This is a genomic window from Nonomuraea sp. NPDC049158 (assembly GCF_040648335.1).
Classification (GTDB): Bacteria; Actinomycetota; Actinomycetes; order Streptosporangiales; family Streptosporangiaceae; genus Nonomuraea.
The window spans coordinates 43,005-55,579 of sequence record NZ_JBEZDM010000025.1; the positions used below are offsets into that span (position 1 = coordinate 43,005).

A 12,575-nucleotide genomic window follows, 5' to 3' on the forward strand; every position below is an offset into this window, starting at 1 on the left:
GCCGGACGTCGGCGGAGGTGACGACGGGACGTCAGGCGGAGGTGGCGATGGCGGCCGGCAGGGCGAGCAGGAGTTCGTGGGGCTCGCCCTGCCAGCCCCGGATCAGCCGGAAGCCGGCCTCTCCGGGGTCGAAGTCGTCACAGCCCAGCGGCCCGAAGCAGCCTGCCTGGTCGAGCAGCACGATGAGCGGGTCGTCGTCGGGCAGGCCGCCCGCGTAGGCGGCCGCGTCGAGGAGCGCCAGCGCGCACCTCGCGTTGAGGCCGTCGTCTCGGGTCTCCACACGGTCGAGGCGGCGCCAGGCATGGGTACGCAGGTACGCGGCGAGCGATTCGGACCTACTCACGACAACCTTCTTCGGTCACACACGGAACTGTTCATACGTTGGGCTACGACATCATCACGCAAAGTGAGTGTCGTGCGTGGGACCTTGGGCAACTTCAGCCGTGTCGCCACCCCGGAAACCACCACGAAACGGATGTGAGGGATCATCTGTCACATGAGCCAGTTCGATGACCTGATTTCCGCCAATGCGAAATATGCCGCCAGATTCCGGAATTCCGAACTGACCGGCCGGGCCGCTCGCGGTCTCGGCGTGGTGACCTGCATGGACTCCCGCATCGACCCCCTTGGCCTCCTGGGCCTGGAGGCGGGCGACGCCAAGATCCTGCGGAACGCGGGCGCGCGCGTGACGGACGACGTCCTGCGCACCCTCGTCCTGGCCGTCTACCTGCTCGGCGTAGAACGCGTCCTGGTGATGCCCCACACCGACTGCGGCATGTCCAAGGTCACCGACGCCGACGTGCACGAGCTCACCCAGCGGCACGGCGTCGACACCCGCAGCCTGGAGTTCCACACCGTCCCCGACCAGAACGCGGCCCTGCGCCACGACCTCATGCGGATCCGCTCCTCGCCCTTCCTGCCGCCGGGACTGCCGGTGGGCGGCGCGATCTACGACGTGCACACGGGCGAACTGCTGCCGGTCGACCTGATCTGACTCTCTGTTCAACCGGATAACTCTGCGCTTTGTGAGAAATGTCGCACCAGAGCGGTCTCTCACTTTGCCGTGCTGTTACCTGTGATATTCCTGTGACCCGTCGGCGATCTTGTCGCCGCGAAAGAACGGGGATGTCATGTCAACCAGCAATCCGGTGCCGCCTAACGATCGGTGATCGTCGCCGGGGGCCAGTCCCCCGCCCGACGCCCTGAAGTCAGCGCATTCGCGCGCTGCTCCACACCCATCGATCGTTAGGACGTTGATTTTGCGTAAGTCTCTCAACCGTTCCATGGGCCGCCTGGCCCTCGGACTCAGCGCCGTGACCGTGCTCACCGCGGCCACGGCCATCCCGGCTTCCGCCGCTCTGGCCGCCACCGGCCGGAGCGCCGAGGACGTCGCGTCGGCCCAGGCCGCCGCCGACGGCCAGCCCGTACCCGTGCCGAGCCTGTCGGACGAGTCCAGCACCACCGTCGCCAACCCCGACGGCAGCTTCACCGCGACCATCACCTCGGGCCCGTCCCAGGTGCAGCAGAACGGCCAGTGGGTGCCCATCGACACCTCACTCGTCGCCGACGGCGCGGTACTGAAGCCGCGTGCCTCACGCGCCCAGGTCGAGGTCTCCAACGGCGGCGAGGGCACGCTGGCGAAGATGACCGACGACAACGGCCGCGTGTTCTCGCTCAAGTGGCCGACCGCGCTGCCCAAGCCGGTCGTCAAGGCGAACGTCGCCACCTTCACCGACGCGGCGGGCCCGGGGGCCGACCTCGTCATCACTGTTCTGCCGACGGGATTCCGTCACGACGTCGTTCTGCGCGAGAAGCCCTCCGGTCCGCTGGAGCTCCGCATTCCCGTACAGACGGAAGGCGTCGATCTGTCCGAGTCGGCAGACGGCCGCCTTCTCCTGACCAGTACGGCCGGTGACCAGGTGGTCGCCGCCGGGCCGCAGCCGGTCATGTGGGACTCGAAGGGCCACGGCAAGCCTCGCGGCGACTCGCTCTCGAAGATCGACACCACGGTCGAGACGCAGAACGGCACCAAGGTTCTCGTGCTCAAGCCGGACGCCAAGTTCCTGGCGGACCCGTCGCGCGTGTACCCGGTGACCGTCGACCCGGTGATCACGCTGCCGAGCGTGACGGACACCGACGTCGCCACCTCCTGGGCCTCGCACCCCGGTGACCCGATGATCATCGCGGGCACGATGCCGTGGGAGAACGGCCAGGGCGGCGACGTCATGCGCAGCCTGATCAAGTTCGACACTCACAAGCTGACCGGCAAGCGGGTCATATTCGCCAACATGGCGATGTGGAACCTGGAGACGAACGCCTGCGGTCTCCGCGTGGGTTCCGGCCTCACCGCCCAGCGGATCACCAGCTCGTGGGACGAGACCGACCTGAACTGGGACAACAAGCCCACCACCACCACGGAGGGCCAGGCGACGAACCGCGCGGGCCGCGGCCGCACCTGGACCGCACCGTGCGCCGGGGGTGCCGGCTACCTGGCGTGGCCGGTGACCACCATGGCCAAGGCCTGGGCCTCGGGCGCCGCCAACTACGGCGTCCAGCTGAAGGGCGCCAACGAGACGGAGGCCACCAACTGGCGCGCCTTCGCCGCGTCGGAGAACAAGGACGAGGGCGTCAAGCCTCCGACCTTGACGGTCATTTACTGGCGCTAACCGTCTGAAACCCCGAAGGGGGCCGGGCTCTCCCGGCCCCCTTCGGCATGTCCGGACTAGCTCGGCGCGTCCGGGCGAGCCCAGTTTCTGGACGCACAAGGCGTCCGAACGGGCTCAGCATCCGGACGGGGCCCAGCGTGTCCGGACGGGCCCAGCATGCCCGCGCCCACCGCGCCGGGCGGCGGCGGGCGGGCCCAGCATGTCCGCGTGCGGGCTCAGTGTGCCCGGACGGGCACGGTGTGCCCGGAGTCGAGGGCGGGGTCAGCTCGACGGGCCGGAGCGCATCTGCTCGACCTCGTCCTGGAACACGGCCTGTGTCTTGTTCATGAAGTCGGTGATCACCTCAAGCTGCTCATCGCTGTAATCACTCAACGAAGCCCGCCACGCCTTGATCAGCGGCGTGAACACCGGCGCCACATCCACCGCCGCCCGCTCCAGCACGAGCGTCACCACGACCTTCCGCCGATCGGCGTCGTCCCGCTCCCGCCGCACGTACCCCACCGATTCGAGCCGATCGATGACCCCGGTGACGGACGCGGTGGTGATCCCAGCCCGCCGCGCCAATTCGCTGGCCGTCAGGGCCCCTTCACTCAACAGGTTGAGGCAGTGGAGATCGGTGGTGTTGATGCCGATGCGCCCCGCGGCCGCCTGACTCATCGAGACCGAAAGCACGTTGGTCTTGCGCAGCGCTTCGAGCAACGCGGTCACCAAGGTCGCACGTCTTGACATCGCCCACCAAACTCTCTAGCTTTTCAAATATCTAGCAAAACTAGAAATAAGCATCTCTAGCAACTAGTCAATCGGAAGGATATCCCGATGAAGGACGTCGTCATGCGCCTGTACGACGAGGTGCTCAACCAGGGCCGGTTAGACGTAGCCGACGAGATCATCGCCAGCACCCTCTCCACGGACCCCAACGACCCACCCGGCCCGGAACGCGTCAAGCAGATCTCCACCCACATCCGCTCAGCCCTCCCAGACATGCACTTCGACGTTCAGGACATGATCGCAGAAGACAACAAAGTTGCCACCAGATGGACTCTGAGCGGCACCCACACCGGCACCCTCTTCGGCGTCCCACCAACAAACCAGCCCCTGGAGATCAAGGCCTGCGTCATCTTCGAACTCAAGGACAACCAGATCACCAACCTGTGGCCAGTCCTGGACACCAGCACCTTGCGCCCCATCTGACGCCAGACCGAACCCCCTCGACCCCCGGCCCCCGGCCGCACCCCGCATCCCGGGCCCCGCGCCCCGGATCCCGCCTGCGCCCCAGCCCCGCCCCCGACCCTGGCCCCAGTCCTGGCCTCGGTCCCGGTCCCGGTCCAGTTCCCGGCACCACTCCTGCCTGCGCCCCCAGCCCGACCCCAGCGCAGCCTGATCGGGTGACGGTCGGATGTCGGCGTACACCCGTCACTACAGAGGTCGACGGATATACGTGCATAGGTAAGCCGAGAAGTTACCGCCTCGCCAGATCACCCGGCATCTGCCCACGGTCGGACTTCCGCATCAGTCCGGGGTTGTACCGCCGGCTCGTGCATGCCCACGAAGATGCGACCTGAGCGCGACGCGTCCCCACCACACGGCCCGTCACCATGCTGATGCACTCGGCACACCACGCCGAGACGCACCGACACGGACAGGTTGGGCAGGAACCCCATGAATGTTGATCTTGGCCGACGGATCGCACGATGGCGGCGGGCTGACGCGGACCGGCGCGCAGCCAACGCCACGGCCAACCGGAGCCAACCCTCGTTTCCGGGACGATGGGTGAGCGCCATCTCGCTGATCTGCGGCCCCGCCCTGCTCATGACCGGGATTCTCCTGCGCTCCCAGTTCCACTTCTTCTTCCCTGCTCAACTCGCCGCCTACACCCGGCACCCCGCCCTCATCACCGCCGCCTACGCCTGCTTCGCCTGCGGAATCATCCTGCTGTGTCCGGCGGTCATGACGCTGGCGCAAAGGATCGCCGCCACCAGCCCGCTATGGGGCCTATGGGGCGGCTGTCTGGTGATCACCGGCCTGTTCACTCGAACCTTCCAATTCGGCACTGATCACCTCGCCTTTCACCTGACCGACAGCTTTGGCCTGCAATCAATGATCAACGGCATCGGCGACTATTACACGGCATGGCGGGATATGACCTGGCATCCGTTCAGGACACTGTCTGGACCAGCCTTCTTAGGCTGGGTCGTGCTGGCCATCGGCGCCTACCGCTCCGGCGCCCTGGGGCTGGGCCGCTCGATCGCGCTCGGCCTGATGTCGGCGCTCGCGCTCGGGACGCTCAAAGGCACCGAACCGCAGTCCATCATCGCCGCAGGCGGCCTCTGCGTCGCGTTCGTGCCGCTGGGCATCGCCCTGCTGCGCAGCGGCCCTCCGCCGAGCAGACGCGCCACACTCTGGCTCATCGTCCTCATCGTCTGGCACATCTTCGGGGCGGCCTTCGGCTCAAGGGGATGAGGCTCCGGCCATTGGTACGTCGGCGCGCCCTGAAATCCACGGCACCAGCACAGGCATCTGCACTTCTGCCGTACACCGCATCGCATGTTCATCCGTACGCCGACATCGGACGGTCAGCGACGACAGAGGACCCCGCGACCGTCGCGTACCGGGCCACGCGTATGGCGTCCCGCGAGGGGTGCCTCGACGCTGACCGACTTGTCGGGACATGGACCTCAGTCCGCTGTGCACGATCAACGGAATGCGGCCAACGCCACCGGCTGCCACTTCCGCCACGTGGCAAGTCGCTCCTCGTACTCGGCCGCGACCGGCTCCAACGACTTGCCGAAGAAGATCCGGGCCGGCGGGTCGTCGGTGTCGGCCAACTCCAGGATCGGCCCGCGGGTCGCCTTGGGGTCACCGAGATCCCACGCGATTTCGGCGCCGGCGCGGACCTCGGCGTAGTCCGGGTGCTCGGCGCTGGTGCGGACGCTGCCGCCGCCGAAGTCGGTCGAGTACGGGCCGGGCTCCAGGCAGATGACGTCGATGCCGAAGTGCTCGACCTCCTGGCGGAGCGATTCCGACAGCCCCTCCACCGCCCACTTCGACGCGTGGTAGCCGCCGATGCCGGGGAACGCCCGGACGCCGCCCTCGCTGGTGACCTGAATGATCCGGCCGTGACCCTGCGCGCGCAGCACAGGCAGGACCGCCTGCGTCACCCACAGCGTCCCGAAGAAGTTGGTCTCCATCTCGGCGCGGATCTCGGTCTCGGTCAGCTCCTCGACCATGCCGAAGTGGCCGTAGCCCGCGTTGTTGACCACCACGTCCAGCGCGCCGAAGTGCTCGGCCGCCTGCCGCACGGCGCCGAACACGGCCGCGCGGTCGGTGATGTCGAGCCGCAGCGGCAGTACGGCCTCGCCGTACTGCTCGGCCAGGGGACGCAGGTGGTCAAGGTCGCGTGCGGTGGCGGCGACCCGGTCGCCCCGCTCAAGGGCGGCCTCCGCCCACTCACGGCCGAATCCCTTTGACGTGCCGGTGATGAACCACGTCTTGGACAACGTCTTCACCTCCCCCGGATTGCTACCTTCCATACTAACAGTAGCATGGACTGCATTAATTATATGTGTAGTATCGTTGCCGCATGGAGGGCCGACGAGATCGGAAGAAGCGGGAGACGCGCGAACGGATCCAGGCCTCGGCGCTGGAGCTGTTCACATCGCACGGCTACCGCAACACGACCATCGCGGCGATCGCCGAACACGCGGACGTCGCGACGCGGACCGTCACGCTGCACTTCTCCACCAAGGAAGACCTGCTGTTCGCGGACGACCCGTTCGCCGCGGAATCACTGGCAGCCCGCCTGGACACCCGGCCCGGCACCGCGCTCGACGGCGTCGGTGAGTGGATGCGCGAAATGATGCACGCCCTCGACGAACGCGACGCCGACCAGGGCCGCAAGCCGGGCGAGACCTGGTCTCTGCGCATCAAGCGCGCCACCCTGATAGCCGAGGACGAGGATCTCCGCGCCCGCGCCCGCGCGAGCTACTACGAACTGGAGCGCCTGATCGCCGCCGCCATCGGCAAGGACGTGGGCCTGCCGCCCGACGCGCTGGCCCCGCGCCTGACCGCGTACACCGTGGTGGGCGGCCTGCGCGAGCTGTACATGACCCACGAGGCCCGCCACAGCGACACCGCCACCGAAGAACTACTCCCCCTGGTCGACCGCGTACTCGATGCCGCCCGCACGGGCCTGGCCAAGCTCACGGCCAGTCAGCGCAACTCAACCCCTGAGCCACGCCGCTCGCCTTGACGATCCCGGCGCCTGCCGTGAGGGATCGGCACAGACAGACGAGACAGACAGACGAGAGCGTCGCGAGCCGAAACGAACCTGGGCAGCCTAGGCGAAGAGCCTGAGGGCTGAAACGAACCTGAGCGGAGTAGGCGAAAAGCTGAGGGCCAAGACCTGAGGAACCGCAGGCTGAACGGGCCTGAGTGGCCCTGGAGCGCGCTGAGCAGATCCTGGGTCGCAGAACAAGGCCTGGGCGACTCAGGAGGCGTGCTGAGCAGGTCTGGGCGCGCCCAGACGGGCCTGGCGGCGCGCCACGGCCCGATAGAGCGGCCTCAACGCGGGCCTGGGCAGACTTTTGGGCACCACGGACTCAACCACACGGAAGCCACGGTCAACCATACGCACGTCACGGCGCCCGACCCGCTCCACCGGAGGAGCGTGCCCCTGGACAGGCCCCAGCCCGCTACGGCGTCTGGGGCTCACCGTGCCGGCCGTAAAAGAAAGCCCGAAAAAAGATGATTCAGGCGTCGATGTGGTCGCGGTCGACCTCGGCGGCGCTGTTGACGATGAACTCGCGGCGTGGGGCCACGTCGCTCCCCATCAGCAGGCTGAAGATCCCCTCCGCCGTCTCCGCGTCCTCGATGCGGACGCGGCGCAGGATGCGGTGGCGGGGGTCCATCGTGGTCTCCGCGAGCTGGTCGGCGTCCATCTCGCCCAGACCCTTGTAGCGCTGCACCGGGTCCTTCCAGCGCCGGCCGCGCCGCTCCAGGTCGCGCAGCACCTTCTGCAGCTCGGCGTCGGAGTAGCAGTAGATGTACTTCTCCTTGCCCCGGCCGGGGTTGGTGAGCTCGATGCGGTGCAGCGGCGGGACCGCGGCGAACACCCGGCCCGCCTCGACCATGGGCCGCATGTAGCGGTGGAAGAGGGTCAGCAGCAGGCAACGGATGTGGGCGCCGTCGACGTCGGCGTCGGCCATCAGGATGACCTTGCCGTAGCGGGCCGCCTCGATGTCGAAGGAGCGGCCGGAGCCCGCGCCGACCACCTGGATGATCGCGGCGCACTCGGCGTTCTTGAGCATGTCGCTCACGGACGCCTTCTGCACGTTGAGGATCTTGCCGCGGATCGGCAGCAGGGCCTGGAACTCCGAGTCGCGGGCCAGCTTGGCGGTGCCCAGCGCGGAGTCGCCCTCGACGATGAACAGCTCGCTGCGGTCGATGTCGTCACTGCGGCAGTCGACGAGCTTGGCGGGCAGCGCGGAGTTTTCCAGGGCGCTCTTGCGGCGCTGGTTGTCGCGGTGCTCACGGGCCGCGATGCGGGCCTTGGCCGCGGCGACGATCTTCTCCAGCACGGCGCGCAAGGGCTGCTTGTAGCCGCGCGGCGGGTTGGCGAACAGCTCCTTGAGCTCGCGGGAGACCACGTGGGAGACGATGCGGGTGGCCGCCGAGGTGCCCAGCACCTCCTTGGTCTGACCCTCGAACTGCGGCTCCGGCACCCGGACCGTGACGACCCCGGTCAGGCCCTCGGAGATGTCCTCCCCCCTGACCGGGTCGTCGCCGTTCTTCAGCAGACGAGTCTCGCGCAGCAGCTCGTTGATCGTGCGGGCCAGGCCGCGTTCGAAGCCGGTGAGGTGGGTGCCGCCCTTGGGGGTGGCGATGACGTTGACGAACGAGCGGACGGTCGAGTCGTAGCCCTTGCCCCAGCGCACGGCCACGTCGACGGTGAGCTCGCGCTGCACCTCGGTGGCCGTCATGTGGCCCTGGTCGTCTAGCACCGGGACGGTCTCGTGGAAGTGGCCGACCCCCTGCAGGCGCAGCACGTCGCAGACGGCCTCGTCGCGGGCCAGGAACTCGGTGAACTCGGAGATGCCACCGTCGAAGTGGAACTCCTCCTCGACCCGCTCCTCGTGCCTGCTGTCGACCACGGACAAGGTCAGGCCGGGCACCAGGAAGGCGGTCTGGCGCAGGCGAACGTGGATCTCGTCGAGCGAGACCTCGGCGTCGGGCAGGAAGATCTGCTTGTCGGCCCAGAACCGCACCCGGGTGCCGGTGGCCCGCTTGTTCAGCTTGCCGCCGTCACGCAGGCCGGACTTCTTCTTGAACTTGGCCTTCGGGCCGTCGCCGTCGAAGATACCGGGCACGCCGCGGCGGAAGCTGATCTCGTGGATCTGGCCGTCACGGTCGACCTGGACGTCGAGGCGCTCGGACAGGGCGTTGACCACGGAGGCGCCCACGCCGTGCAGGCCGCCGGACGCGCCGTAGGAGCCGCCGCCGAACTTACCGCCCGCGTGGAGCTTGGTGTAGACGAGCTCGACGCCGGCCAGGCCGCTCTTGGGCTCGATGTCGACGGGGATGCCGCGGCCGTCGTCGCGCACCTCGATGGAGCCGTCGGGGTAGAGCTCCACCTCGATGCGGCTGCAGTGCCCGGCGAGCGCCTCGTCGACGCCGTTGTCGACGATCTCCCAGAGGCAGTGCATGAGCCCGCGGCTGTCGGTTGACCCGATATACATGCCAGGGCGCTTGCGGACCGCTTCCAGCCCCTCAAGCACCGACAGGTGGCGAGCCGTGTAACCCGCCTCCACTAGCGTCACTCCGGCTCCCCTGCGTCTAAGCGTCGAACAGCATCGAACATGTGTGCGTAGCCTATCGTTCTTCCCCTACGCACGCGTACAAGCTTGCCATGACGGCACGTTTGGTGTTACCAGGCGGCGGCTCTCCATCACTTCCGGCCACATTCTGCTCTCGGCGTAGCCGGGCAGTGATTGGGAACGTCCACGTCCGGTTAGATGTTGTCCAAGTGACTGACGCCAGATCCTCGCTTCGGCGGGGGTGACCCGAAAGGCGATACGTGACTGGAGCTCTCGCCCCCGTTAAGCCGCTGACGGCCCTCGACCGTTGCGACCGTTGCGGCGCCCAGGCCTACATTCGCGCGACCCTGCCTGTGGGTGGGGAGCTGCTGTTCTGCGCTCATCACGGGCGTCAGCACATAGCAGCGCTCCGCGATAAGGGCGCCGACATCCTGGACGAGTCTGCTCGGCTCAGCGAAACCCCAACAGTGGCCCCCAACGACGAGCGCTAACCGGCGCTGGTCGTGATGAGATAACAACATATTGCACGAAGCGGAACGGCGATCCCGGCATGACCGGGACCGCCGTTTCGTCATGTCTCAGGCCGTCTCACCAGGCGGCACATCGCCGCCTGACCTCACGGGCATATCCCCGCCGTCTGATCTCACGCGGCCTCACTTCACTCTGTAGTGATAGCGGCCCCGCACCTCGAAGCCCTCGCTTCGGTACAGGGCCTGAGCCGCCTCGTTGGGTGCGGTGGTCACCAGATAGGCCGTACGCGCCCCACTACGCCGTACGAGAGCACGCAACACGCTCCTGGCCAGCCCACGGCGGCGAGCCTGGGGCAACGTGGCCATGCAGTAGATCCCGATCGTCTCCCCCTGCGGCACGCCCCGGCCGACGGCGACGGCCTGACCGTCCTCCTCGACCGCGGCGTACAGGGCCGGGACTCCTCGGCAGATCCGCTCGGCCACCTCGACGCCCTCGGCGTAGCGCCCGTCCACAGCCCACCAGGCCTCCAGCCACCCCGGCCAGGGCCGCTCCTCCACCCGTACTGGATGGACGGCCTGGGGCACAACGCCGCCGACCATGATCACGGTCGGGTCGACGGTCTCATACCCCCGAGCGGACAGCTCGTCATCGAGCCCCGGCGTGGCCCCCATCCCCACGGAGAACACGCTCCGCTGCCCCTTCTCGGCATAGAACGCCTCGGCGGCCTCGATCGCGCCAGTGAGATCGGCGGGCCGCCCCAGGGGGAGCACGGAGTTCGCGCGTTTGGTCACGCCCGCGGCGTAGCGAAGGATCCAGCCGTCGTACGTCCGCTGCTCATAGGCAGGCCAGGCCTCATGCACCAGCAAGTCGAAATCCACCCGCGCACCCTATCCGACCAGGGAAGACCTCCCGGGAGGCGGCCAAACCACAGCGGCCGCCTCCCCGGAGACCCCCCAGACACGAACGGTGGGCGGTGAGTAGTGGGCGTTTACTATGCTGTGGCGTGCTGATTTTGTTGCCGCCCTCGGAGGGGAAGGCCGGGGAGGGCAGCGGTCCTCCTCTTGGGGATCTTTCGTTCCCCGCCCTGGACAGACCGCGCAAACGCGTACTGACCGCGCTCATAAGAGCGTCCAAACGGCGTGATGCCCTCGACGTCCTCGGCCTGTCGCCCGGCCTGGCAGGCGAACTGGCCAAAAACCTGGAGCTCCAGACCGCTCCGGCCCTCCCGGCGGCCGATCTCTATACCGGCGTCCTGTACGAGAACCTCGGTCTCGGCACCCTGACGGACGCGGCGAGGAAGCGGGCCGAGGAGTCGGTGCTCATCTTCTCCGGCCTCTGGGGCGTGCTGCGGATCACCGACCGCGTCCCGCCGTACCGGCTGTCGATGGGGGTGACGCTGCCGGTGCTGGGCGGGCTGGCCGCGTTCTGGCGGCCCACGGTGTCCAAGGAGCTGGAGCGCCTGGACGGGCTGGTGGTCGACCTGCGTTCGGCCACTTACGCGGGAGCCTGGCAGCCCGGGGAGCGGTCTGTGGCGGTACGGGTGTTCCGGGAGGGCAAGGTGGTCAGCCACATGGCTAAGGCGACCCGGGGTGAGATCGCCCGCACCCTGCTGGAGACCGGGGCGGATCCCGCCACTCCCGACGAACTGGCCGCACTCCTCGCCAATCACGGCCACGCGGTGAACCTGATCGAACCCGCCCGCCCCAACCGTCCCTGGACCCTCGACGTCAGCCTGTGAAGTCACCCAGGTGGTCCGCCGCCCAGGTCGCGAACGTACGGCCGGGGCGGCCGATCAGCCGCTCGACGTCCGTGGTGATCTCGACCGGCACGCCGTCGTTGGACTGCCACCAGTCCAGCAACGGCTCGGCGAACCGCTCGGGGATGTAGTCCGCCATCTCCGCCTTCCACTCCGCCCGCGTGACGTTCCTGATGGTGATGTCCCTGCCGGTGGCGTGGCCGAGGACGCCGATCTGCTCCGCGAAGGTGATCGATTCAGGCCCGGTCAGCAGGTACGGCCGGCCGCCCAGAGCCGGGTCGGTGAGCACGGCGGCGGCCACCTCGGCGATGTCGGCCTCGTGGATGGGGTCGTTGTGCGAGTTGGGGTACGGCAGGCTCACCGGCTCACCGGCCTTGACGGGCCAGGACCAGGCCAGCGCGTTGCCGGCGAACGAGCCCGGACGCAGCAGGGTGCTGCGGACGGGCGCGGCGGTCAGGGCCCGCTCCACGTCCAGGTGGGACTTGGCCAGGGGGCTGGCCTCGGGGTTCGGGCCGAGTACGGAAGAGGACGACAGGAGCACGATGTGCTCGACTCCGGCCGTGGCCGCCTCCTTGACGAAGGCGTCGATGTGCGACGGTTCGGCGTACAGGAAGACCGAGGTGACGCCGGCCAGGGCGGCGGGGAACGTCGCGGGGTCGCTGAGGTCGCACGTGGTGATCGACGGGTCGCCGGGCTGGCGGGAGGCCGGACGGACGGGCAGACCGCGCCGGCGCAGGATGGCGATGAGCTCGGTGGCGACGGCGCCACGAGCGCCGGTAACAAGGGTGGTCATAGCGGTATATGCCTTTCTGGTGATGAATCTGGTGGTTTGTGCAGGCCGCTCGGGCCATGGCGGGGCTGAGCCCTCTA

General features: G+C 68.2%; 13 protein-coding genes. 7 read left to right on the forward strand and 6 right to left on the reverse strand.

What is annotated here, in order from left to right; all coding sequences use genetic code 11:
- Nucleotides 1–31 precede the first annotated feature (31 nt).
- Nucleotides 32–343 carry a hypothetical protein gene (locus tag AB0B61_RS39230; protein ID WP_357940319.1) on the reverse strand — a complete coding sequence of 104 codons (312 nt, stop codon included), beginning with the start codon at nucleotides 341–343 and terminating at the stop codon, nucleotides 32–34.
- 153 nt (nucleotides 344–496) lie between these two features.
- Here AB0B61_RS39230 and AB0B61_RS39235 point away from each other — a divergent pair, with 153 nt between their 5' ends.
- Nucleotides 497–994, forward strand: coding sequence for a carbonic anhydrase (locus tag AB0B61_RS39235; protein WP_358443332.1), 498 nt, complete (start codon nucleotides 497–499; stop codon nucleotides 992–994).
- A 265-nt stretch (nucleotides 995–1,259) separates the two neighbouring features.
- The gene (locus tag AB0B61_RS39240) at nucleotides 1,260–2,666 is read left to right on the forward strand and encodes a DNRLRE domain-containing protein (RefSeq protein WP_358443334.1); all 1,407 of its coding nucleotides are present in this window, start codon (nucleotides 1,260–1,262) and stop codon (nucleotides 2,664–2,666) included.
- Between the two features lie 261 nt (nucleotides 2,667–2,927).
- On the opposite strand, the gene AB0B61_RS39245 is transcribed toward AB0B61_RS39240, so the two are convergent.
- Nucleotides 2,928–3,374 (reverse strand): MarR family transcriptional regulator, encoded by a 447-nt coding sequence (locus AB0B61_RS39245; RefSeq protein WP_357648526.1) that lies wholly within the window; start codon nucleotides 3,372–3,374, stop codon nucleotides 2,928–2,930.
- A gap of 108 nt (nucleotides 3,375–3,482) precedes the next feature.
- Here AB0B61_RS39245 and AB0B61_RS39250 point away from each other — a divergent pair, with 108 nt between their 5' ends.
- Together AB0B61_RS39250 and AB0B61_RS39255 are read left to right on the forward strand one after the other, a co-directional pair.
- A complete protein-coding gene (locus AB0B61_RS39250) occupies nucleotides 3,483–3,857 on the forward strand; it encodes an ester cyclase (protein ID WP_358443337.1) in 375 nt (124 codons plus the stop codon).
- 579 nt (nucleotides 3,858–4,436) lie between these two features.
- Entirely contained in the window at nucleotides 4,437–5,126 is a 690-nt protein-coding gene (locus tag AB0B61_RS39255; RefSeq protein WP_358443339.1) for a hypothetical protein, read from the forward strand.
- 233 nt (nucleotides 5,127–5,359) lie between these two features.
- On the opposite strand, the gene AB0B61_RS39260 is transcribed toward AB0B61_RS39255, so the two are convergent.
- Nucleotides 5,360–6,196: an SDR family NAD(P)-dependent oxidoreductase gene (locus AB0B61_RS39260; RefSeq protein ID WP_358443342.1), complete on the reverse strand. Its 837-nt coding sequence runs from the start codon at nucleotides 6,194–6,196 to the stop codon at nucleotides 5,360–5,362.
- A 50-nt stretch (nucleotides 6,197–6,246) separates the two neighbouring features.
- On the opposite strand from AB0B61_RS39260, the gene AB0B61_RS39265 reads away from it, so the two are divergent.
- Nucleotides 6,247–6,915, forward strand: a complete 669-nt coding sequence (locus AB0B61_RS39265) for a TetR/AcrR family transcriptional regulator (RefSeq protein ID WP_358443345.1) — start codon at nucleotides 6,247–6,249, stop codon at nucleotides 6,913–6,915.
- Nucleotides 6,916–7,414: 499 nt separating this feature from the next.
- On the opposite strand, the gene AB0B61_RS39270 is transcribed toward AB0B61_RS39265, so the two are convergent.
- On the reverse strand, nucleotides 7,415–9,481 hold the full coding sequence (locus tag AB0B61_RS39270) for a DNA topoisomerase IV subunit B (protein WP_358443348.1): 2,067 nt from the start codon (nucleotides 9,479–9,481) through the stop codon (nucleotides 7,415–7,417).
- A 257-nt stretch (nucleotides 9,482–9,738) separates the two neighbouring features.
- On the opposite strand from AB0B61_RS39270, the gene AB0B61_RS39275 reads away from it, so the two are divergent.
- A complete protein-coding gene (locus tag AB0B61_RS39275) occupies nucleotides 9,739–9,969 on the forward strand; it encodes a hypothetical protein (RefSeq protein WP_357940303.1) in 231 nt (76 codons plus the stop codon).
- Nucleotides 9,970–10,131: 162 nt separating this feature from the next.
- Here the strand turns inward: AB0B61_RS39275 and AB0B61_RS39280 are convergent, their stop codons facing one another.
- On the reverse strand, nucleotides 10,132–10,827 hold the full coding sequence (locus AB0B61_RS39280; RefSeq protein WP_358443351.1) for a GNAT family N-acetyltransferase: 696 nt from the start codon (nucleotides 10,825–10,827) through the stop codon (nucleotides 10,132–10,134).
- Nucleotides 10,828–10,952: 125 nt separating this feature from the next.
- Here AB0B61_RS39280 and AB0B61_RS39285 point away from each other — a divergent pair, with 125 nt between their 5' ends.
- The gene (locus AB0B61_RS39285; RefSeq protein ID WP_358443354.1) at nucleotides 10,953–11,687 is read left to right on the forward strand and encodes a peroxide stress protein YaaA; all 735 of its coding nucleotides are present in this window, start codon (nucleotides 10,953–10,955) and stop codon (nucleotides 11,685–11,687) included.
- Here the strand turns inward: AB0B61_RS39285 and AB0B61_RS39290 are convergent.
- Nucleotides 11,677–12,498 (reverse strand): NAD(P)H-binding protein, encoded by an 822-nt coding sequence (locus AB0B61_RS39290; protein ID WP_358443356.1) that lies wholly within the window; start codon nucleotides 12,496–12,498, stop codon nucleotides 11,677–11,679. The two genes, AB0B61_RS39285 and AB0B61_RS39290, sit on opposite strands and share 11 nt — an antisense overlap.
- Nucleotides 12,499–12,575: the final 77 nt, after the last annotated feature.

Bases quoted from the DNA above. Each gene is read 5' to 3' on its own strand.
- AB0B61_RS39260 (WP_358443342.1), bottom strand. From the start codon at position 6,196: ATGGAAGGTAGCAATCCGGGGGAGGTGAAGACGTTGTCCAAGACGTGG.
- AB0B61_RS39265 (WP_358443345.1), top strand. From the start codon at position 6,247: ATGGAGGGCCGACGAGATCGGAAGAAGCGGGAGACGCGCGAACGGATC.
- AB0B61_RS39250 (WP_358443337.1), top strand. From the start codon at position 3,483: ATGAAGGACGTCGTCATGCGCCTGTACGACGAGGTGCTCAACCAGGGC.
- AB0B61_RS39290 (WP_358443356.1), bottom strand. From the start codon at position 12,498: ATGACCACCCTTGTTACCGGCGCTCGTGGCGCCGTCGCCACCGAGCTC.
- AB0B61_RS39235 (WP_358443332.1), top strand. From the start codon at position 497: ATGAGCCAGTTCGATGACCTGATTTCCGCCAATGCGAAATATGCCGCC.